Raw genomic sequence first — 20,482 nt, 5'->3', positions numbered from 1 at the left:
CGGAACCTCCATTCAATAGAAATGTTCAAATTAAAGCGTCCGATAGCAACACATAATTATGAATTCTAAGAGGCTTTTTCCTTAGCGATTATTTTATTATGTTTTAGCTTTACAACAGCGGCTACTATGGAAATGACCCATACCAAAGCGATAAACACATATATAAAAGGATAAATCGCTTCATTTTCAACCCAAGTCGACAATATTGTACGCGAATTCGTTAAGATGATAAATCCACCAACTAGTACTCCCATTAATTGTCCTGGAATAATTCTTACTAACCAAGCTGCGATTGGAGCTGCGATGACACCACCAATCATTAATGCAATGACCCAGGTCCAGTTAATTCCAGCTGACCCAAGAGCAAGGAGGAATCCAATTGATGCGGAGACCGCTATTGCAAATTCACTTGTATCCACTGTACCTACTGCTTTCCTTGCACTTATTCCCTTTTTGGAAAGTAAAACCGGGGTAGTAATTGGGCCCCAACCGCCACCACCTGTTGCATCGAAAAAGCCTGCAATAAATCCGAGAGGAACCGATTGTTTCACTGATAATCGAGTACCAGCCCTTTCCTCACTCGCTTGATACAAAAATAGAAAGCGGATGAGAACATATACCCCTAACAGAAGTAGAAATAATGACATATAAGGAGCCACTATTTCACCGGGCAAATTGCTTAAAAAAGTTGCCCCTAAAAAAGCACCGATTGATCCTGGGATAATTAATCGATAAATCATTTTTTTATCGACATTTCCAAATTTGATATGAGAAATCCCTGACGCTGCTGTTGTGACAACCTCTGAAATGTGTACTGATGCAGATGCTATTGCAGGACTTACCCCAAAAGCCAGCAATAAAGTTGTTGATGTGACGCCGTATGCCATACCTAGTGAACCATCTATAAGCTGTGCCAATAAACCAATAAAAGCAAATACGATTAGGTTTTTCACCTTACTCCCCCTCTATATACTCTTGTTATTACTTTTTGATACATAAACGGTAAAATGAGATGGCTTTGTCTTTGCTGGAAAAATTCACTATTACATTTTGTTATACCGTATTTAATTATTTTATATTCTAATCACTTAATTCCTATATGTCAACTAGGAAATTGAATTTTTTTATTATTTTTTTAAATAGTATCTATATTTAGATTAGAATTCTAAGTAAAGAATTAATGTGGTTAGAACATGCTTCATAAATAATGGTCCATACTTCTCTTTTAGATGAAAATCTTAAAATTTGTGCATGTAGAAGACTTTAAATTCACGGATATAATACCAGAATAATCACTCTGGAAAAGGAAATAAAAAATGTTTGGATAAGATTATCCGAACATTTTTTGTCCAGCTATAAGAAACAACTAAAACTTTTATAAGTAATTTTATATTGCTAGAATAAATTCTGTTTCCATGATCTCCTCTTGATCACAATTCCTTCTTAAACACATAACTAACTTTGTCGTACTTCATTTTCGTTTCATAAAAACGATGCGCATTCTGTCTTTGTAACCCTGAAGATAAAGCAACTCGTTCAAAGTTATGATTATCTGCCCAATCCTGTACATAATTTAGAAGCTTCTCTCCATACCCTTTTGACCTTTCATGAGAATCTGTCACTAGATCACAAATCCAAATAAATCGTCCGTAGTAAAGGGTAATCATCGGTTGAAAGCCAATCACTGCGACAACCTTACTCTCTGCATATAATGCGAACATCCGATAATGCTCTTTCTCTCTTGCTTCGAGTACCAATTCAATATATGATTCCTCATCAAGGTGGGTTCTTAACTGATTCATCACTGGAAAAGCAGCTAAGATATCCTTTGTAGTAAGTAGTTCTTTTATCATAATTCATTCCCCCAACTAATATTAATTTTGTTTAACCCAAAAAAGGTTGCCTTTCAAGACAACCTTTTTCTTAATTAACGGTTTTAATGACTCTAGCAGGATTTCCACCGACTACAACATTATCCCGCACGTCCTTGGTTACCACTGCACCAGATGCGATAACAACATTGTCCCCAATTGTAATACCAGGATTGATAATTGCACCCCCACCAATCCAAACATTATCACCGATAGTCACTGGCTTGCCAAATTCTATCCCGCTTGTTCTTTCCACTGGATTAATCGGATGAGCAGCCGTATAAATATGTACACCAGGTGCAACAAAACAATTTTTTCCTATTCTTATTTCACAAACATCCAAAAATACGCAATTGAAGTTTGCATAAAAGTTTTCTCCAACATGAATGTTATATCCATAGTCACATCGGAAAGTTGGTTCTATATAAATGTCATCTCCTGTTGAACCAAAAAGGTCCTTTAACAGCTTCTTTCGCTCTTCATCTTCTGTTTCCAATGTTGCATTAAATATTCTTGTTTTGCTGCGGGCGTTGATTCTATCTCTTACAAGCTCTTGATCTGCCGGATTATAAATTTCTCCTTCAATCATTTTTTCTTTTTCAGACACCATGCAAACAAATCCTTCCAATATTCTTGTTTATATACTATCATCATAAACTTAAAACAGATTACGCGCGTTAGCAAGTGAGAAATGTTAAAATAAAAGCGCTTATTACGTTTAACTAGTTTATACCTAGGGTAGATACTATAGAGTTTTTTTACCATGTACAACATTATAATGATAGAGGTGACAATGTGATTAAATTAGAAAATGTAACAAAAAAGTACCCCGATGGAACAACTGCTGTTGAATCCTTAGATCTTGAAATACATAATGGTGAATTTTTTGTCCTTATTGGACCTAGTGGTTGTGGAAAAACCACTACATTAAAAATGATGAATCGCTTAATTCCTTTAAGCGATGGAACACTGTACATAGATGGAAAGAAAATTAGTGAATACAATATTCATGAATTGCGCTGGAATATTGGCTATGTTCTGCAGCAAATTGCGCTATTCCCTCATATGACAATTGAAGAAAATATTGCTATTGTACCTGAACTGAAAAAATGGAGTCCAGATAAAATAAAAGAACGAGTAACTGAACTTCTTGAAATGGTGGGTCTTGAACCTAATACATATCGAAAAAGAAAACCAAACGAGCTTTCAGGAGGAGAGCAACAGCGAATTGGAGTTGCTCGCGCCTTGGCAGCCGATCCAGATATTATTTTAATGGATGAGCCCTTTAGTGCACTTGATCCAATAAGCCGGGAAAAACTGCAGGATGATATGCTCCATTTAAAAAAGACGATTAACAAAACAATCGTTTTTGTTACACATGATATGCAAGAAGCATTAAAACTAGCTGATCGCATTTGCGTGATGCAGGATGGCAAGTGTATTCAAATTGGGACACCAGCGGAGCTTGTATCTAATCCAGCAACAGACTTTGTAAAAGACTTTGTTGGCTCAAAAGGGTTACCAGTTTCCACAGAATTCACTTTAAGTGACTTTATACAGCCGCTGCCTGAGGCAGAAATGGAACCTATCGCTTCTCTACCAAGGACAGCCTCACTAGAAGACGCATTACAAAAATTAAGTATGTATGAATTGGTTGCAATAACAGAAAATGACCAAACCATCGGGATAATTGATCGCCAAATCATCATCCAATATTTCTCTAACCAACTAGGAGAGAGAGGTGCCCTAAATGGCTAACCTTTTGAATGAATTCCAAGCAAGACAAGGACAGTTGTGGCAGGCACTTATGGAGCATATTCAAATATCCTTTACGGCTTTATTCTTTGCTGTATTAATCTCCATTCCTTTAGGGATATATTTAACCAAGAAGGAACGAATTGCGGAACCAATTATTAACGTTACCGCTGTGTTACAAACCATTCCTTCACTCGCCTTACTTGGTCTGTTTATTCCATTGTTTGGCATTGGAAAAATTCCAGCCATTATTGCCCTCGTCATTTATGCGTTGCTTCCAATTTTACGGAACACGTATACGGGTATAAAAGAAGTAGATCCTTCTTTAGTGGAAGCTGCTCGGGCAATGGGAATGAATACACGAAGAAGGCTTATGAGAATTGAACTTCCACTAGCAATGCCTGTTATTATGGCTGGTATTCGAACAGCCATGGTACTGATAATTGGTACAGCCACACTTGCTGCTTTAATCGGTGCAGGAGGATTAGGGGATATTATTTTATTAGGTATAGATAGAAATAATACAGCACTTATTATTCTTGGTGCCATTCCAGCAGCTCTTTTAGCAATACTGTTTGATCTGGTCCTTCGCAAAATGGAAAAACTTCCATATAAACAAACGATGATTACCATTATTGTTATTTTCATAGTTGCCTTTGCTATTACTATTATTCCTAGTCTCATGAAGAGCCAGGAGGAAACCATTGTGATTGGCGGTAAATTGGGAGCAGAGCCTGAAATTCTAATCAATATGTACAAACTGTTAATTGAGGACGAAACGGATTTAAACGTCGAACTTGAGGCCGGGCTTGGTAAGACTACCTTTGTGTTCGATGCTTTAGTGAATGATAGTATTGATATATACCCAGAATTCACTGGAACAGCTATCGCGGAGTTCTTAAAAGAAACTGCGGTTAGCAATGACAGACAGGAAGTATATGAACAGGCGAAAAAAGGATTAGAAGAACAGTATAACCTTGCCTATCTGGAACCGATGGAGTTTAATAACACCTATGCATTAGCTATACCGACCACGTTTGCAGAAGAACATCAAGTAGAATCGATATCCGATTTAGATGGCTTGGAAGATGAAATTCGTGCAGGTTTTACACTCGAATTCTCTGACCGTGAAGATGGATATTTAGGAATTCAGGAGGTCTATGGAATCCAATTCCCGAACTTAGTTACCATGGAACCTCAATTAAGATATAACGCGGTAGAACAGGGTGATATTAACTTAATAGATGCGTATTCTACAGACAGTGAGTTAGAACGTTATGATTTAACCGTATTAGAAGATGATAAAGAGCTTTTCCCACCATATCAGGGTGCACCATTAATGAGAAAAGAAACAGCGGAAGAATATCCAGAAATCGTTAACGTGTTAAATCAACTTGGTGGCAAAATCACGGATGATGAGATGCGTGAAATGAACTATATGGTTGACGTAGAGGGCGTTTCAGCAGGAGAAGTGGCTAGAGAATATTTAACAAATGAAGGTTTACTAGAATAGGAAGAAGCGTGCAATGGACAGATTGCACGCTTTTCTTTATTCTCCTATTTTCATTAACCATTGGCGTAATTTTGCTTTTGGATAATAGATAGATCCATTCAGTTCTATGTGTGGAATATCGGGATACTTTTCTACCAACAGCTTAGCATCCTCTTTGCTTATTCCCATAAAATGGTGCACATCTTTATCCTTTATTAATTCATGCTGGTCATCATCATAAGAATCTCCTAATAAATCCTTCCCATCCGGATTATTAAAATTCTTAATGCCTTCACCAATAAAATACCCTGCAGCAGCTATTCCTATAGCTAGCCAGAAAAAATCAAATTCCATGAACTTACTAACCTCCATTAATTATTGCTCCGAACTAAGGACCATTTCATCTGTTAATTTCTCAATATCCTCTATAGCAATATCTGGATTTGTGATTAATAGATTGTAACGTAAGCCATTTTCATCCCAACTGATTCCGTTAATCATCTTATCATATTCCGCATTATTCCCTCGAATTTTTCTATCTCCTTCGGCAATTGGCATATCCTCTGGTGTTGGAAAAACAGATAGAGAGAACATTGGAATATCTTCTGCTGAGCTGTATTGCAAATCTATTTCACTTCGCTGAAGTTGCTCGGAATAAGGATATAACTGCACATCAGTCAGCTTTATCTCTTCTTCAGGGAAGACGAGAAAGGATTGACCCATCGCTTCTTCTGCTTCCTCAATAGAGACACTGCTTGGACCGAAATCTTCCTCTAAATCAACCTTCTCAGCATTTTCAGGTATTTCCATCGTAAATGTATCCTCAGCAAATTCTGGGGAATAATCTAGTGTTGTATATTGCACTTCTGATTTAGAATCTCCTATCTCTGTCTTCATCTTAACTACAAACCATGTTTTCTGGTCTATCCACAGCTCCATATCACCAATTAAATTATCTTTCTCTTTGGTTGTCATTTTTATATGAAACACATCAAAGTCTAATACCTTATCTTCTCCTACCATTTCATAATCATGGGTAGACTTCATGTTTTCCATCATATTTTTAAATTGTTCTTTTGGACTCATCGAAGCGAGTCCAGCCATTTCTTCCGTTCCCATTTCAAAAACCTGTCCTGTTGCTTCATCATAAACTGTTAATTTATTGTCTATGTTAAGAGCAGTCGACTTCTGATCAAGTATCTTGTCTTGTGTGATAAGTTTCTTCTTCCCATCCTCAGCTACAAACTCTTCTATTGAAAATTCATTAATAAGCTCTTCCCCTTCAAATAGCTTCATTTCTGACTTTCCATAATAAGAGCCTATATCCTTTTCTGATTCGATTGCATTGTGGATGATTTCTTCAGCAGATACATTCATGTCCATAGAACAACCTCCCAAAAGTAATGCAGTAATACTTAATAATGCTAATACTTTTTTCAATATCCTCTCTCCTTCAGCCAACAGGCAATTAATGTTCCTTGCTCCTCTTTCGACCATATCTTTATCTTTCCATCATGTTTTTCCATAATCATTTTCGCTATACTTAACCCAAGACCTGAGGTAGCTCCCTTCCCTCTAGAAGCATTATCTTGATAGAATGGGAGAAACAATTTCTCTAGTTGTTCGGATCGGATTCCCATTCCTTCATTTTGAATGAGCAATACAGTTCCCCCCTGTCTCCATTCTTCTATTTCTTCCTTAAAACTTAAGAAAATCCATTCAGGCAGGGATTTTGTTGAACCAATTGCTGCTAGACCAATTCGACGATTTATTGCTGTATAGCGCATGCTATTGTCCATCAAATTATCGACAACACGAATGACTTGTTTCGGATCTAGCCTATAAGCATTATTAACTTTTAAATCGGTAACTAATTTAATTCCTTTTTTTGCACAGGGTGCTTCATATCCAGCGAATAGCATGTCAAAGAATTCATGGCCATTTACCTGAACAGGATGAATACTATTTCCTGATGATTGCAATGCGGTATAAACAGAAAGATCATCAATCATCTGTTTCATATGGTCCAACTTCTGAAATAAAATAGCTCGGTATTCTTCTCTTTCTTTTTCAGAAAGAGAAGTATCTTCCAATGCCTCAGTATACGTGCGAATAACCGTTAGTGGAGTCTTTAAATCATGAGAAAGAGAGGCAACCATATATTCCTTTTCCTTTTGTTGATTGGCTAGTTCTTCCCTTGTTTGAATGATTTGTTCTTTCATTTTCACAAAGTGGGATGCAAGCTCACCTATTTCATCCTTTGACTCTACTAATGCTTCTTTTGCTTCTTCTCCCTTAGCAAAAGCTCTCATATGAGCTTGTAGTATTTTTAATGGTCGATTCAATTTACGTTGAAGCAAAAGGAAGACTAAGGCATATAACCCAATAAAGAAAACAGAAAACAGAATAATCATCCATAGAGATCGGTTGCTGGCTGTATCTACCCAGGCATTTCTTCCAACCGTAATCTCATATAATCCTATAATACGGTTATCTTCATCCAACATCAGTTTTTTTACATTATGGGTTTGCGGATTTTTTTTATATTCATTTAATCCCTTATACAAATTCTCAATAGTATCTGTTATAAAATGAGTAGTTCCAGGAGAATCCAATGATGAAAATACTTGCACTCCATCATATCGGTACAAATCAATCTTTATATTATTATTTGTTAAATCTCGTAAGTGCTGATAGTTTTCCTCAGGCTGAATGTCGTATAATGAGGCATCCTGCAAATAAGTTTCCGTGTTCGTGACTAGTTCCTGAAATTCTAGATATTCCTTTAAATCTTGTTGCTGATCATAGTGGCTTAAACTAACATAGAGAAGATACAGCGCTGCGATTGGTAAAAGCATAACTATGAGGTAAGTGCCAATAAGCCAATATTTTATCTTCATCCTATTTGTTCACCGATAAACCGATATCCGACTCCCCAGACGGTTTGAATAAATTTAGCAGTTCGACTAGTATCCTGAATCTTTGTTCGTAAACTCTTTATATGCACAGTCACCGTATTATTCCCCTCCACATTTTCCAACTGCCAAATATGCTGGTATATCTTGGGTTTTTCAAAGGTAATAAATGGATTCTTTGCAAGCAATAACAAAATTTCGAGCTCTTTAGCGGTTAGGTTTATTAGCTGCTCATCGAGAAATACTGCACCATTTAAGAAATCGATAGCTAATCCATGCTTATAGTAATACTTTTCTTCATTGTAATGCTTGTTTGTATAACGCTGATACCTTCTCAAATGAGAATGAACTCGTGCTGTCAGTTCTTTTAAACTGAATGGCTTTGTTAAATAATCATCGGCACCAAGGTCAAGTCCATGAATTTTACTCTCATCCTCATTTTTCGCACTGACAATCAACAAAGGAACATCACTTTCTAAGCGAATCGTTTTACAAAGCGTAAAACCATCCATTTCTGGAAGCATTAAGTCAACTAACACCATTGAGTACCTATCTTGCTTAAAATCTTCCCAACCTTCTGTACCAGTTGATGCCCAGGTTACTTCAAAGTTCTCTCTTCGCAGGTGATCACACATAATACGAGCAATTTCATAATCATCTTCTACTATCAGAATTTTACTTTTCTCTGTCATTGTCCTCCCTCTTCCCACACCTAGTATAATTTATATCGATATGTTATATTGAAAAGTTTATTTTTACTTAATATTCTTTGGCAAAACTTTGACAAAACTAATAATTTTCAATTGCTGAGATTCTTTACTCCGAAATCTATCATAACAGAAAAATGTCTAACTACCTTTAGAAAGGTAGTTAGACATTTTTCAGTTCCTTTTCAGAGTTATAGTCATTTACAAAATGGGTACTTAAACACATTTACAGGATTATGCAGGAAAAGAACTCTACAGTAGGATAAAACTTTAAAACACTGAAGATTATTACAATATATCATGGTTGTTTTGCTGAGCTTCCTGCACTTGCTGACGTACATCATGCAATTCCTCATAAGCTTGCTGAAACTGTGAATTTTTAGTTATTTCTAGGCCGCCATGCTCTTGAATATTTTGCAGGACATCTGCAGCACGCTTTATTTTCTGCTCTGCTTGTTCTAATAAATGTTCATCTCTTCCTTGTGCCTGAAGAACTGCCTCTTGTGCTTCATTTATCTCTCTACTTGCCTGTTGTAATTCCGTATGAATATTTTCCATCATTATAATCCCTCCACTTCTTTTACTAATTTGTATTGTTTCTAACAAAGCAGAAATTATGTATTCCTTTTATATCAATTGAAAAACAAAATATCTATCAAAACTCCACTCATTGCCTGATTGATTTATCCTATACAACATCTAGCCATAGACATATCATGCAGTAATGGAGCTTATATAAACTATTTTAATGTATATATATATATCTAGCTTCAGTTGTTTAAAACTATACGGAGGTGTTAGTGTGTCTGTTGGTCATTATCATACTTTATGCAATCGTTATCGAGGAAGAGCAGTAGAAATAAGAACACGTGATGGCAGAGTGCATAGAGGTATAATTCGACATGTAGATAATAGAAGAGTTTATTTACGTCCTCTAGGTGGCGGAAGAAACATTAGAGGATTTGGATACGGCTATTATGGTGGTTATGGTTATGGCGGATTTGGATTTGGAGTAGCTCTAGGTGCAATCGCAACATTAGCGTTAGTTCCCTTCTTCTTCTGGTAATAACTATTTATAAACAAGGTAAAGGAGTGGTATTTCATGTTTATGGAGAGGCCGAGAAGACGTCCAGCCCCCCAACGGCGCCCATTTTCATCACGTCGACCTGTCAAACAAGAGATATCAACTAGTGAACGGTTACTATCGATGTTTCAGGATGATGACGGAAATTTGGATTTTGAAAAGATGACTGGTACCTTTCATAAGCTAAATGATATTTACGGCCAAGTAAGTCCACTAATTACGCGATTCAGGAAAAAATAATGAGAAGACTATTCAATGACTCAGAATATGAAGGATGCTATTATTAAAAAAATACGAATCCATTCATGATATTCCTGAATGGATTCGTATTTTTTTATTTTTAATTAATCATACGTTGTGCTTCTTTTAAATAAAATGTACGTACAGATCTTGGTAGGAATCGACGAATTTCATCCTCATTATATCCAACCTGGAGTCTTTTATCATCATGGATAATTGGGCGCTTCAGCATCCCAGGATTTTCTTGAATCACGCGATATAATTCTTTCATCGGCATCTGATTGAGGTCAAGGTTCAACTCTTGGAAAACCTTTGATCGCGTAGATATAATCTCCTCTGTTCCATCCTCAGTTAACCGTAAAATCCCCTTAATCTCATCTAAAGTAAGCCCTTCTGAAAAGATATTCCTCTCTTTGAATGGAATATTGTTCTTTTTAAACCATGCTTTTGCTTTTCTGCATGAAGTACAGCTCGGTGTAACATATAATGTTACCATTATTCATTCCCCACTTTTTAATCAGTTTTCTCTATCTATATACTGTAAATGTGATATATGTTCTAAGAGTTTATATCTCGAATCTAAATATGTTTAATTAAGTATAATTTTACTCTTTTTCTTTCCTTGTGTCAAACATATCTTCATTAAATAAATGGTGCAATAGCCTGTCCTTATCCTCAAAGAATTGTTTCATAATAGTGTAATGGCCTGTTTTCTCTAGGGGCTTTTCTTCCATACCTTCCACACTTAGCTCTAATATTTTAGCATTAGGATATGCCATTAGGATAGAAGAGTGTGTCGATATAATAAATTGTGATTCCTGTTCAACAAGCTCATGGATACGTGCTAGTATAGATAGTTGCCGCAGTGGTGATAATGCAGATTCCGGCTCATCTAAAATGTACAATCCTTTACCGCGAAAACGATGATTGAAAGCAGCAAAAAAAGACTCACCATGTGACTGCTGATGAAGCGACTCCCCTCCAAAACCATCGATTATCTTTCTCCCTCCGCCAGCTGAATCTAATTCCTCTATATTTGTAGCTAGGTTATAATAACTCTCTGCGCGAAAGAAAAAACCATCTTCTGGCAAATAAGGTCCTTTTGCAATTCGTAAATAGGCATCTAAATTTGAATGAGAAGGATAGCTTATAAAGTTAAAATTTTTCGTTCCTCCCTCAGGATTATATCCTAAGTGAATGGCGATTGCTTCTAAAAGCGTCGACTTCCCTACTCCATTCTTACCTACAATAAATGTTACATTAGGATGGAGAGTCAAGTTATGTAAGGTTTTTACCACGGATAATGTAAAGGGATATACTTTAAAGCTGGGAATAGCATCCCTCCTCAGCTCAATCCTTTTTATGTATTGTGTATCTCGATCTAACCTCATATTGGTATTCCTTTCTCTACTCTACTATATATTCCATAAATACATGGCAAATTCCTTCTTTCTATAGAAAAAAAGAATGTAGTATGCTTAAGAAACTACATCCTTTTCATAAGTTAATTTTTCTGTTGAACTTCCATTTTTTGTTCGTTTTTTACCATGGGCAAAATAATAAACAATAATAGATAGAAAAGCAATAATAGCCATCATCAAATATAAACCACGAAACTCAATATAAGGGAGGATGAATCCTAATAAGAATGGCCCTACTCCTATTCCGAAATCATAAAATACAAAGAAGGTCGATGTAGCCAAACCAATTCTGTTTCTCTCTGCCAAATTAACTGCTACAGTTTGCGCACTAGATTGCAGTGTACCAAATCCTACCCCAATAATCGCCCCCGCTAAAAGTAATATCCATCCAGCATGAGCTTGACTTAAAAGGATTAACCCTACTCCCAGCAATAGAATAGACGGATATATGACCATGTTCTCCCCTTTTGAGTCAAAAAGTTTACCTGTAAACGGTCTTGAAAGCAGTAGAAAAATAGCATACATAACAAAGAAGAAGCTAGCAGCATCAACTAAGTTGATTTCTGTCGCATAGGACGTTAAAAAAGATAGAATACTTGAGTAGACGAACCCACAGATCATAATAAATATCCCTATTGGTATGGTCGTTTTTTCAAAGTAGTCTTTTAAACGGAAGCCCGGCCCTTCCGTTTTCGCTTTAACTGATTCTTCCTCTGGCACACGTAAGAATAATGTTGCAATAAATGCAATAACAGAAAAAACAGTTGTAGTAACAAAAATCATCGAATCTTCAAAGTAACGACTAAGAATTAAACCTATGAAAGGTCCAATTGCCATTGCTAAATTCATACTCGTTGCAAAATATCCCATTCCCTCACCACGTCTTGCCATGGGAATAATGTCCGCAGCGATTGTACCAGTTGCTGTGGTCGAGATCCCAAAAGCAAAACCATGGATAAAACGAATAACTAATAACAATCCTAAATGATTAATCGGAAAATACAAAAGCATCATTCCGAGGAATAATGCAAGCCCAAAAAGCAATAATTTTTTCTTTCCTACATTCTCAATAAATTTCCCTGCAATTGGTCGAACAAGAACAGCCCCTAAAACAAATATACTCGACGCAAGTCCTGCTTCACTTTGTGAGGCTTGAAATTGATTAATCGAGTAAACAGCCAGCGTAACCATGAGCATGTAAAAAGATACAAATAACAAAAAGTTTGATGTAGATACCATAATAAAATCTTTAGTCCATAATTTTGGTTTTCCCAATTTAACCCTCCTGTAGTCTCTCTATTAAATGTTTAATAGTGTTTTCTGTTGCATTTAAATCCTGACTAGATAAATCTTCAAGGAGTTTCCGTTCAAATTCGTCTACCACTTGTTTTGCTTCCTCGAAAACTTTTATCCCCTTTTCCGTTAGCATGATTCGTCTTTCCCGCTTGTCATTACTAGGTATTTTTTTAATTAATTCTTGCTCCTCTAACCGATGAACCGTCCGAGTAATTGTAGGTTTTTCCACATTTAAATAATTGCTGATTTCCACTAATGTTGCCGTTTCAAATTGCTTGAGATAAAAAACGATTAGCCACTGGGAGTGGAAAATACCTGCCTTTTTCAGCTGTTCATTTAATTTTTTTGTGAAAGTTCTTGTGAATTGAAGCTGTTGATGGAAAAAATTAGGATCCAGATGAGTCACCCCTAAAATTAGTTACTTAAGTAACTATATCCCATTTCTTAGTAATTGTAAATTAAGTTAATATTCGCCTGATTGGATTTCCTTTTCATCTCACCGATTGTACGGTCTTACTGCGAGTTAACCCCACTAAAGTATTTCTAAATGACTTGCAGCATTAACTAAACATCTCTTTAGTACATCCCTGTTCTTTTACTGATTTCAATACATTACTTTGTATCTTTAAATTAACGTAAATATTTGCTTTATCACATTGTTTAGTAGCTTAGTCTATGTTAATTTAAATTCGATATCGAATCACGATATTAAAAATCGATATAGGGAAAGGAGTCATTTATAATCGAAGACCGAATTCTTAGAAAGTTATTTTTAGGTTTTATTCAAATACATATTCTACATCATGCAAAAGAACATCCCATATATGGTGCCTGGATGCATGAAGAACTTGAAAACCACGGCTATGAAATTAGTGCAGGAACTCTCTATCCCATCCTTCACAACATGGAGTCAGATGGATTGCTAAAGCGCGAAGATAGGAATGTCAACGGAAAAATTCGCAAGTATTATACAGCTACAAGTAAAGGAGAAGAAGTTCTCATGCAAGCAAGAGAAAAAGCTTACGAATTATTTAAGGAGATTAAATAAAATATTATATATTAAAGAAAGCTGGTGATTTGTATGAACAACAACACCTTTAAAACATGGCTTGAGATTCTAATGGTCTCGACAAGATTGGGACTTACTTCATTCGGCGGCCCTGTTGCACACTTAGGTTATTTCCATGAAGAGTATATCCATCGACGTAAATGGATGGATGAGAAAAGCTATGCAGATTTAGTAGCACTTTGCCAGTTTCTGCCAGGTCCTGCAAGCAGTCAGGTTGGAATTGGAATAGGCGTGATACGGGGCGGTATTATTGGCGGCATTATATCTTTTATCGGTTTCACTCTGCCTTCTGTTATCGCGCTGATTTTGTTTGCATACCTTCTTTATACTTTTAATATGGAAGATGCTGGTTGGATTAATGGCTTAAAGATTGTTGCTGTTGTAGTCGTTGCTCATGCAGTAATGGGAATGGCTAAAAACCTTACACCTGATATTCAGAGGAAAACAATTGCGTTATTTGCACTTGTCGTAACATTGCTATGGCAAACAGCTTATTCTCAGATTACTGTTATCATGTTAGCTGCTTTATTTGGCTTCTTTTTCTATAGGAAGCAGAATCTTCAAACGATAAATGAGAAAGTATCGCAGTTTCCGATTTCACGTCGAGTTGGATTTCTTATTTTAACTATTTTCTTTGGTTTATTATTCTTTCTTCCCTTTTTGCGCAATGTAACATCCCTTGAATGGATTGCCCTATTGGACAGCTTTTATCGCTCGGGTGCTCTTGTATTTGGTGGCGGACATGTCGTTCTTCCACTCTTAGAGCAGGAGTTTGTCCCAACTGGCTGGATAACGAAGGAAGAATTTCTGGCTGGATACGGAGCAGCACAAGCTGTTCCTGGACCTTTATTCACCTTTGCTTCGTATATTGGTGCAGTAGTCGGGGGTTGGAAAGGTGGACTATTCGCGACGTTCGCCATCTTCCTGCCAGCCTTCCTATTGATTGTCGGTACTTTGCCATTTTGGAATGCTCTCCGTAACAACCCGAAAATTAAGGGAGCATTAATGGGAGTAAATGCTTCCGTGGTTGGCATCCTTATTTCAGCACTCTACCACCCTATTTGGACCAGTTCCATTTTTAATCCAGCAGATTTTGCCCTTGCAGCTGTTCTATTTAGTATGTTGGTTTATTGGAAGCTCCCCCCGTGGGTAGTTGTATTAGCTGGCGCGGTTGGTGGAATGATCATTTCCTAAATTTATTAAAAACGGCGGAGCCTATTGTAGGTTCTGCCGTTTTCATGTATTCGTATTCATATCTAAACCAAGATAAATACGTTGAACTACCGTTAGAAACGGTAATCCTTACTCTCCGAATTTTCTTGCCCTTTTGCATACTACATAAAAATGATAAGCATAATCAAACTTGTAAGAATTTCAGAAGTTTTACTTCACCTTACTATAACAATTCCTAAAAATGTTATTAATAAGTTACCAAATAAAGCATAACATATAGCTGTAATTAAATCTGTAGGAGTGAATGACGATGACTCAGCAACCAATTGATGTAAACACATTAAATAAAGCAAAAGCGAACATTTCATTAACACAAACTTTGTTAACACAAGCAATAGAAAAATCGATGTCTGATACTGCTATGGCAGAAGAAGCGATGAAACAGGCTGCTGTTGAAATTGCACAGGCACAAACGTCTCTTAGCCAAGTCCAAAGTGCAATGCAAACACAAAGCGTTTCCGAATAATTATAAAAAGAAGGTGAGCAATATGGGTAGAGACCGTCAAGAAAAAAAGCTTAAACAAAGCGGCCGTGTGGAATCTGACCGTGATGTAGGACTGCGATATAAAGGGGCAACCAAAATGTCGAGCCCTGAAGAAGCAAGAAGATTAAATGACGGGGATAAATAAATCAGTTGGGCGTTCCTTTCCCACTGATTGTGAGCACCACAAGGAAGAAACCAGCTGGCCGGAAAGAATCAGTTCCACACTTACTATTTCTATTGAATAATTGAAGATAACCATAACCCGTAATAAGCTGTTCCAAGCGACCAATTAATGGTCGCTTTTTAATTTTCCCTTCATACTTATTTTTTATTTTGACTAGGTTACGGCTTATACAATTCATAGAATATCCGAATAATTTATAGCAGGATTAGTAAAGGAGGAATGACTTTTGCCAAGGAGAAGAACAAGATGTATTATACCAGGCTATAATTGGTGTGGACCAGGATGCAGTGGACCTGGGGCACCAGTGAATAGAGTAGATGCCGCTTGCAGGGCACATGATTTATGTTATAGATATGGAGGCAATCGGTGTGATTGCGATGTTGCATTCCTTCGTCGCTTAGAGCCATATATTCACCTGTCTACAGAGGAAGGGAGGACGGCACGCTTAATCTATACTTATATGAGATTTCAGGCTGGCATAACTTGTTCATTTAGAAGATAGTATATAAAAAAATCCTTCTAATTGTTCATTTGCAATGCTTTAACTCCAATTTTAGATTTTTATACAAAAATTGAATCAATATTATATTTTTCTGCACCAAAAAAGCTCTTTTCCAATGGAAAAGAGCCTTTCTATCTGTTCGTTATGCTTTTACAACATTTGTTGCTTGTGGTCCGCGGTCACCTTGTTCAATATCGAAGGTAACTTCTTGCCCTTCTTCTAAGGTTTTAAATCCTTCACCTTGAATAGCAGAGAAATGGACGAATACATCGTCTCCTCCTTCTACTTCAATGAATCCAAAACCTTTGTCAGCGTTAAACCACTTAACCGTACCTTTATTCATTAAAAATTCCTCCATGTCTAGCGCGTAAAGCACATTTATCCTTGGGGAACAATCTCACTTGTACCCCATCATCTATATATTACCCATTTTACAAAACTATAAACATTTTTAAGTGTACTCTTTAAAGATTTTTGTGGAAGAAATAATATCCCTTACACTTCTACTGCTTTTTTGTGATCTTTGCTCATCCATTGATACTGACATACTTTTAATTGGAATAACTTCAGCGGATCTCGATATACTTCTGGATTCTCTTGCATATTTTCAAGTGTGGCTTTGTTTTCTACTACGATTGCCTCTTTTTCGCTTATAGTCCGTTCTAACTCACCAAATGGCCTTGTAAAGAACATATGAACATCCCGCTCTAATGTACGCTCAAAGAATTCAAATTGTTGTATATAGGTATTAGTTATGGATTCTGTTATCTTCGTATAATCCTTATTTTCAAGATACTGTTTATATCTATTTTGAACCATACCTTTATTTTGCGGGATAGAACTAAATAGTTTACCTGCGCCTTTCAGAAGCATTTGAGATGCATTGGATCCTAAAACAAAGTTGTTCTCGTCTAATTGCAGACTACCACTCGTCATACGTTCTATATCACGCTGCCAGTCATTTAATATATTAAAGTCACCCTGTAAACTCAATTTATCTTCTTCTAATAAACCATTAAAGCTAACCGCCATTTCATCAAGTATAACCTGAATATCTTTCAGAAGTTCTTCACTTTCAGATACCCACTGCTGAACCTGGTTACGGTAATTGGGAAGAGCTGTTAACTCCATATAATCTGATATTCGCTTATTCATTTCTTTATTTATTTTAAGATGAATATCTGTTAAGTCTGTATCTTCCTTTACTATTTCTGAACATTGCCTAAGAATCTCTGGAATCTTAATCAGTAATACATCACGCATATCCTCTTTCCCACTGGAATAGGAACGTTTAATCAAATCTACTTTTTCTTCCTGGATATCATTAAGCTGATTCACTGCACCTTCAAGCTTTGTAATTACTTCCTCATCCCACTGGATTTTTTCCTTTAAGGAGTTCTCAATAATCGTGCGTTTCGTTAACAGAAGCTTAATTGCTTCTTTTGTATAATACAGCAGTTTACGATTGCGTTCTTCTTTCATAGGATAGCCCTGCACCAGACTATTTACAAAGGATGTTAGTGCAGTGGATTGTGCATTCGGTAAGATTAGCATAGTCTCCGCTTTTGGAAAATACGTATGAATCCAATTACTTGTTTTGTTCAGTAATTCGGTTGCATCCATATTCACTGAATGATAATTACTTAGTACAAAATGAATTGGAAGCTCAGGTGCTTGTTCTCTAATTCGGATGGCTAGCTCTAGCTCTTTATAGGTTAATGGAACATCAGCATTTAGAACAAGAAGTACACTATCTGCAAACTCAACATTTTCAAATACGGTTTTTCTAGCTTTTCTTTGTTCTGTTGAAATGGTTGGTGTATCTATTATTGTGAGCTTATTTTCGTCTAAGAATGGAGCTGGTAATTTCACATGGCACACAAGTGAATCAAAATCTGCTTGTTCCTTCAAATCATTGAGATTTTCAACAAGCCATCTTTCTTCATCCTGAATAGCATGAATTTCATATTCCTCATGATGTTGGTAAAACGTTGTAGTATTCCAATCTCCTGATATTTTCTTATCTAACAAAGTATTTACTACGTGTTCTTTGTTCGTTGCATCTGCACTAACCATCATCAAATGGAATGTCTTATCATTTAATAATTGCTGGACCATCCATTCATACCGTTCCCCTAATGACAATCCTTTGTTCTTTGCCCAAGCAATCAATGTTTCAAAAAGCTCATATACCGATTTTGGATCATGCTGAACCTCGTTCACATCAAGGATTCGCCTTTCTGCCTCTTTCACTGTATCAACTTCCATTGTCGATGGAAACGTCTCATTCCATGCTAATACGGCTGCAGAAGAAAATAGCGTATCCGTTTCTGTTGATACCTTCATCCAATTGCTTAAGTGACTTGGAAGGAGATGTGACAAATCATTAATGAAATAATCTCCTTTAATTAATTCCAAATAGGTTTCTTTGTAATAGGGTGATAATTTACTCCAAATATGTGTTCTTTCATGTGAGACTTGCCCCATTAACTGATTCAGCTCATAGAGCCAAGCAAAGTAATATTCTGTATGCTTGTAGGACCTCCCAAACGCAACTACTAACCGTTCAAAGCGTGGTTGATTTAAAGCATATAAAGAAACCAGAACCTTATTAAATATTTTTGGTTCCATGTCTGTTGTAAGTCCGTGTTCTACATAGGATTCCAACTCGTCGAACCAACTCAGATTCTCCGTACGGATCGATTCATCGACAGCAAGCATAACAGCACTGTGATATTCAGCATGCTCTTCATAAAAGGCACGTGCTGTGTCCGTTACACCTGGGTAACCTGGATTTAAGTCAACTGCTTGCTTCAGCACTTCTTTTGCTTTATCTAGTCTATTCCGCTGTATGTAAAGAGAGAAAAGCTGCATGTATACCTCTGTTTGAAGATTGATGGATTCTGTATCTACTGCATAGTAAAATTCTTCAGCTATTTCCAGTAAATCTAACTCGACATGTGCATCCGCAATATTCTTTTGTGCCCATGGTTTAAATTCATTTGTAATGGATTCCCATTTAAAAATCGCCGCCTCAAAGTCATGGTTTAGATAATATACTTCTCCTTGGGCAAAACGAATCTCGGATAAGTCCGTTACTTCCTTTTGCTGTTCTTCCATAAACATATTTCCTAATGCCATAATTGGATAATCTTCTTCTTTTCCTTCCAGTAATAAATGATAATACGATTTATTAATTAAACTTTTTTCTTTGTCCATATTTATCCCTCACATCTAGATGATACCTATTATTAAAAGATTCAGACTATCTATTTTATTTATATATATACTACACTATTCGTTTTTTAGAAAGGTTTATGGGGATATTTATTTATTTCTCTCCGACATTAAAGCTATTACTAACGAACCAAACGTCATCATTAACACTAGCGTTTCGAATACCGACATGGCTGTTTACACCCTTTCCTTATGGTATCAGGAGAGTACATTATTGTGTATGTTTTTTCGAAACGTATTGTTTTTGATAGGTCTTTTCCTGTTTTCTTATTTTTAACCATATGCAGAGTGTTGCTTGTCCTATTCCCTTTCTTAGTAAATTCTATTCATTAGCTCCTTAAAAGGTTCTTTTGTGGATTTTTTTAACTGATCCAATCCACAGTATGTCACTAAGTTGATTTAGAACTATTGTTCAAGTCCAAGTAAACAGACTAAATAGTATATTTTTAGTAAGAGCATGTGTTGTAGTAGGATTTTTGAGCTGGTTGCGGTAATAGAAAAGGTCTTGTTTCTGCTATTTTCCTTTTTTAAGAAAAGCTTATTCTCCTTCTATTACTATACATTGTTGTAATGGTGGGCAGCCTAGAATCAGCCATATCTTCACAAATAACTCGAAACGCGGCTGTGAGGCATTATTAAAAATTTTGGAGATATTTGGCGGCTGCATATTCAATTGTTCCGCTATATCCTTGATATAAATATTTTTTTCTTTGGCGATCTCCTTAAATCGATTTTTTACAATTGGCTTCTCACTACTCTCCCTGTTTTCAATGAATGGATGAATTGCATCAAAATGTTTAATCTGCTCGATTTTGTCAATAATACATCCAATAATAAATTCCTCCATCTTATAATTATCGCTTCTCTCGCGGTCACGATGACGGTTAATAAGGTTCTCAAGATCTGTTAGTTCTTTTATTTGATTAAAAGTATCTTCCGATAATTGAATCGTTACTTCTCTCATGTATATTCCACCTCATAATTGGAAAAAT

The 20,482-nt window shown here is 36.3% G+C and carries 25 protein-coding genes; 9 read left to right on the top strand and 16 right to left on the bottom strand.

The genetic code is table 11. From position 1 onward, the window contains the following. Positions 1 to 65: 65 nt before the first annotated feature. The 3 genes from D8M04_RS08390 to D8M04_RS08380 form a co-directional block, all read right to left on the bottom strand. A complete protein-coding gene (locus tag D8M04_RS08390; protein ID WP_121522480.1) occupies positions 66 to 953 on the bottom strand; it encodes a sulfite exporter TauE/SafE family protein in 888 nt (295 codons plus the stop codon). Between the two features lie 477 nt (positions 954 to 1,430). Next, positions 1,431 to 1,853, bottom strand: coding sequence for a GNAT family N-acetyltransferase (locus D8M04_RS08385; protein WP_121522479.1), 423 nt, complete (start codon positions 1,851 to 1,853; stop codon positions 1,431 to 1,433). Between the two features lie 70 nt (positions 1,854 to 1,923). Next, entirely contained in the window at positions 1,924 to 2,481 is a 558-nt protein-coding gene (locus tag D8M04_RS08380) for a maltose acetyltransferase domain-containing protein (RefSeq protein ID WP_121522478.1), read from the bottom strand. A gap of 185 nt (positions 2,482 to 2,666) precedes the next feature. Here D8M04_RS08380 and D8M04_RS08375 point away from each other — a divergent pair, with 185 nt between their 5' ends. Together D8M04_RS08375 and opuFB are read left to right on the top strand one after the other, a co-directional pair. Continuing rightward, positions 2,667 to 3,629 carry an ABC transporter ATP-binding protein gene (locus D8M04_RS08375; protein WP_121522477.1) on the top strand — a complete coding sequence of 321 codons (963 nt, stop codon included), beginning with the start codon at positions 2,667 to 2,669 and terminating at the stop codon, positions 3,627 to 3,629. Continuing rightward, the gene (opuFB, locus tag D8M04_RS08370; RefSeq protein WP_121522476.1) at positions 3,622 to 5,139 is read left to right on the top strand and encodes an osmoprotectant update ABC transporter permease/substrate-binding subunit OpuFB; all 1,518 of its coding nucleotides are present in this window, start codon (positions 3,622 to 3,624) and stop codon (positions 5,137 to 5,139) included. The genes D8M04_RS08375 and opuFB overlap by 8 nt, the downstream gene beginning before the upstream one ends. Before the next feature lie 36 nt (positions 5,140 to 5,175). Here the strand turns inward: opuFB and D8M04_RS08365 are convergent, their stop codons facing one another. The 5 genes from D8M04_RS08365 to D8M04_RS08345 all read right to left on the bottom strand — a co-directional run bounded on the left by D8M04_RS08365 (position 5,176) and on the right by D8M04_RS08345 (position 9,301). Beyond that, positions 5,176 to 5,472 carry a DNA-binding protein gene (locus D8M04_RS08365; RefSeq protein ID WP_121522475.1) on the bottom strand — a complete coding sequence of 99 codons (297 nt, stop codon included), beginning with the start codon at positions 5,470 to 5,472 and terminating at the stop codon, positions 5,176 to 5,178. A 21-nt stretch (positions 5,473 to 5,493) separates the two neighbouring features. Continuing rightward, a complete protein-coding gene (locus D8M04_RS08360) occupies positions 5,494 to 6,558 on the bottom strand; it encodes a LolA family protein (protein ID WP_158595098.1) in 1,065 nt (354 codons plus the stop codon). Continuing rightward, positions 6,555 to 8,018 carry a sensor histidine kinase gene (locus tag D8M04_RS08355; protein WP_121522473.1) on the bottom strand — a complete coding sequence of 488 codons (1,464 nt, stop codon included), beginning with the start codon at positions 8,016 to 8,018 and terminating at the stop codon, positions 6,555 to 6,557. The genes D8M04_RS08360 and D8M04_RS08355 overlap by 4 nt, the downstream gene beginning before the upstream one ends. Further along, complete coding sequence (locus tag D8M04_RS08350) at positions 8,015 to 8,725, bottom strand: response regulator transcription factor (protein ID WP_121522472.1); 711 nt, start codon at positions 8,723 to 8,725, stop codon at positions 8,015 to 8,017. The genes D8M04_RS08355 and D8M04_RS08350 overlap by 4 nt, the downstream gene beginning before the upstream one ends. Before the next feature lie 303 nt (positions 8,726 to 9,028). After that, positions 9,029 to 9,301: a hypothetical protein gene (locus tag D8M04_RS08345; protein WP_246001165.1), complete on the bottom strand. Its 273-nt coding sequence runs from the start codon at positions 9,299 to 9,301 to the stop codon at positions 9,029 to 9,031. A 241-nt stretch (positions 9,302 to 9,542) separates the two neighbouring features. On the opposite strand from D8M04_RS08345, the gene D8M04_RS08340 reads away from it, so the two are divergent. Both D8M04_RS08340 and D8M04_RS08335 read left to right on the top strand, forming a co-directional pair. Next, positions 9,543 to 9,806: a hypothetical protein gene (locus tag D8M04_RS08340; RefSeq protein WP_121522471.1), complete on the top strand. Its 264-nt coding sequence runs from the start codon at positions 9,543 to 9,545 to the stop codon at positions 9,804 to 9,806. A gap of 36 nt (positions 9,807 to 9,842) precedes the next feature. Next, entirely contained in the window at positions 9,843 to 10,064 is a 222-nt protein-coding gene (locus tag D8M04_RS08335) for a YppG family protein (protein WP_121522470.1), read from the top strand. 100 nt (positions 10,065 to 10,164) lie between these two features. On the opposite strand, the gene spxA is transcribed toward D8M04_RS08335, so the two are convergent. The 4 genes from spxA to D8M04_RS08315 all read right to left on the bottom strand — a co-directional run bounded on the left by spxA (position 10,165) and on the right by D8M04_RS08315 (position 13,187). Next, entirely contained in the window at positions 10,165 to 10,560 is a 396-nt protein-coding gene (spxA, locus tag D8M04_RS08330) for a transcriptional regulator SpxA (protein ID WP_121522469.1), read from the bottom strand. A gap of 109 nt (positions 10,561 to 10,669) precedes the next feature. Further along, complete coding sequence (locus D8M04_RS08325; RefSeq protein ID WP_121522468.1) at positions 10,670 to 11,455, bottom strand: AAA family ATPase; 786 nt, start codon at positions 11,453 to 11,455, stop codon at positions 10,670 to 10,672. 87 nt (positions 11,456 to 11,542) lie between these two features. After that, the gene (locus tag D8M04_RS08320) at positions 11,543 to 12,760 is read right to left on the bottom strand and encodes an MFS transporter (RefSeq protein WP_121522467.1); all 1,218 of its coding nucleotides are present in this window, start codon (positions 12,758 to 12,760) and stop codon (positions 11,543 to 11,545) included. A gap of 1 nt (position 12,761) precedes the next feature. Continuing rightward, positions 12,762 to 13,187, bottom strand: a complete 426-nt coding sequence (locus D8M04_RS08315) for a MarR family winged helix-turn-helix transcriptional regulator (protein WP_158595097.1) — start codon at positions 13,185 to 13,187, stop codon at positions 12,762 to 12,764. Positions 13,188 to 13,523: 336 nt separating this feature from the next. On the opposite strand from D8M04_RS08315, the gene D8M04_RS08310 reads away from it, so the two are divergent. The 5 genes from D8M04_RS08310 (at position 13,524) to D8M04_RS08290 (ending at position 16,253) form a co-directional block, all read left to right on the top strand. After that, entirely contained in the window at positions 13,524 to 13,829 is a 306-nt protein-coding gene (locus D8M04_RS08310) for a PadR family transcriptional regulator (RefSeq protein WP_121522465.1), read from the top strand. A gap of 33 nt (positions 13,830 to 13,862) precedes the next feature. Beyond that, positions 13,863 to 15,044 (top strand): chromate efflux transporter, encoded by a 1,182-nt coding sequence (gene chrA / locus D8M04_RS08305; RefSeq protein ID WP_121522464.1) that lies wholly within the window; start codon positions 13,863 to 13,865, stop codon positions 15,042 to 15,044. A gap of 289 nt (positions 15,045 to 15,333) precedes the next feature. After that, a complete protein-coding gene (locus tag D8M04_RS08300) occupies positions 15,334 to 15,549 on the top strand; it encodes a hypothetical protein (RefSeq protein WP_121522463.1) in 216 nt (71 codons plus the stop codon). 22 nt (positions 15,550 to 15,571) lie between these two features. Then, entirely contained in the window at positions 15,572 to 15,712 is a 141-nt protein-coding gene (locus D8M04_RS08295; protein ID WP_121522462.1) for a YpzI family protein, read from the top strand. Positions 15,713 to 15,977: 265 nt separating this feature from the next. Then, positions 15,978 to 16,253 (top strand): phospholipase, encoded by a 276-nt coding sequence (locus D8M04_RS08290; RefSeq protein WP_121522461.1) that lies wholly within the window; start codon positions 15,978 to 15,980, stop codon positions 16,251 to 16,253. A 142-nt stretch (positions 16,254 to 16,395) separates the two neighbouring features. Here the strand turns inward: D8M04_RS08290 and D8M04_RS08285 are convergent, their stop codons facing one another. From D8M04_RS08285 to D8M04_RS08275, 4 genes are all read right to left on the bottom strand, one after another. Then, a complete protein-coding gene (locus tag D8M04_RS08285; protein WP_121522460.1) occupies positions 16,396 to 16,596 on the bottom strand; it encodes a cold-shock protein in 201 nt (66 codons plus the stop codon). A 152-nt stretch (positions 16,597 to 16,748) separates the two neighbouring features. Beyond that, positions 16,749 to 19,472, bottom strand: coding sequence for a GTP-binding protein (locus D8M04_RS08280; protein WP_121522459.1), 2,724 nt, complete (start codon positions 19,470 to 19,472; stop codon positions 16,749 to 16,751). A gap of 108 nt (positions 19,473 to 19,580) precedes the next feature. Next, positions 19,581 to 19,661: a putative holin-like toxin gene (locus D8M04_RS20710; RefSeq protein WP_222928586.1), complete on the bottom strand. Its 81-nt coding sequence runs from the start codon at positions 19,659 to 19,661 to the stop codon at positions 19,581 to 19,583. 367 nt (positions 19,662 to 20,028) lie between these two features. Beyond that, positions 20,029 to 20,454 (bottom strand): helix-turn-helix domain-containing protein, encoded by a 426-nt coding sequence (locus D8M04_RS08275; protein ID WP_121522458.1) that lies wholly within the window; start codon positions 20,452 to 20,454, stop codon positions 20,029 to 20,031. Positions 20,455 to 20,482: the final 28 nt, after the last annotated feature.

This window comes from Oceanobacillus piezotolerans (assembly GCF_003665065.1).
Classification (GTDB): domain Bacteria; phylum Bacillota; class Bacilli; order Bacillales; family Amphibacillaceae; genus Oceanobacillus; species Oceanobacillus piezotolerans.
Note: the sequence above shows the minus strand (reverse complement) of the source record. Positions and strands in the feature narration are given on the sequence as shown.

What these genes read in the sequence shown, in the direction of transcription:
- D8M04_RS08385 (WP_121522479.1), bottom strand. Translation starts at nt 1,853, where the DNA reads ATGATAAAAGAACTACTTACTACAAAGGATATCTTAGCTGCTTTTCCA.
- D8M04_RS08380 (WP_121522478.1), bottom strand. Translation starts at nt 2,481, where the DNA reads ATGGTGTCTGAAAAAGAAAAAATGATTGAAGGAGAAATTTATAATCCG.
- opuFB (WP_121522476.1), top strand. Translation starts at nt 3,622, where the DNA reads ATGGCTAACCTTTTGAATGAATTCCAAGCAAGACAAGGACAGTTGTGG.
- D8M04_RS08365 (WP_121522475.1), bottom strand. Translation starts at nt 5,472, where the DNA reads ATGGAATTTGATTTTTTCTGGCTAGCTATAGGAATAGCTGCTGCAGGG.
- D8M04_RS08355 (WP_121522473.1), bottom strand. Translation starts at nt 8,018, where the DNA reads ATGAAGATAAAATATTGGCTTATTGGCACTTACCTCATAGTTATGCTT.
- D8M04_RS08350 (WP_121522472.1), bottom strand. Translation starts at nt 8,725, where the DNA reads ATGACAGAGAAAAGTAAAATTCTGATAGTAGAAGATGATTATGAAATT.
- D8M04_RS08345 (WP_246001165.1), bottom strand. Translation starts at nt 9,301, where the DNA reads ATGATGGAAAATATTCATACGGAATTACAACAGGCAAGTAGAGAGATA.
- D8M04_RS08335 (WP_121522470.1), top strand. Translation starts at nt 9,843, where the DNA reads ATGTTTATGGAGAGGCCGAGAAGACGTCCAGCCCCCCAACGGCGCCCA.
- spxA (WP_121522469.1), bottom strand. Translation starts at nt 10,560, where the DNA reads ATGGTAACATTATATGTTACACCGAGCTGTACTTCATGCAGAAAAGCA.
- D8M04_RS08325 (WP_121522468.1), bottom strand. Translation starts at nt 11,455, where the DNA reads ATGAGGTTAGATCGAGATACACAATACATAAAAAGGATTGAGCTGAGG.
- chrA (WP_121522464.1), top strand. Translation starts at nt 13,863, where the DNA reads ATGAACAACAACACCTTTAAAACATGGCTTGAGATTCTAATGGTCTCG.
- D8M04_RS08300 (WP_121522463.1), top strand. Translation starts at nt 15,334, where the DNA reads ATGACTCAGCAACCAATTGATGTAAACACATTAAATAAAGCAAAAGCG.
- D8M04_RS08295 (WP_121522462.1), top strand. Translation starts at nt 15,572, where the DNA reads ATGGGTAGAGACCGTCAAGAAAAAAAGCTTAAACAAAGCGGCCGTGTG.
- D8M04_RS08285 (WP_121522460.1), bottom strand. Translation starts at nt 16,596, where the DNA reads ATGAATAAAGGTACGGTTAAGTGGTTTAACGCTGACAAAGGTTTTGGA.
- D8M04_RS08280 (WP_121522459.1), bottom strand. Translation starts at nt 19,472, where the DNA reads ATGGACAAAGAAAAAAGTTTAATTAATAAATCGTATTATCATTTATTA.
- D8M04_RS20710 (WP_222928586.1), bottom strand. Translation starts at nt 19,661, where the DNA reads ATGTCGGTATTCGAAACGCTAGTGTTAATGATGACGTTTGGTTCGTTA.
- D8M04_RS08275 (WP_121522458.1), bottom strand. Translation starts at nt 20,454, where the DNA reads ATGAGAGAAGTAACGATTCAATTATCGGAAGATACTTTTAATCAAATA.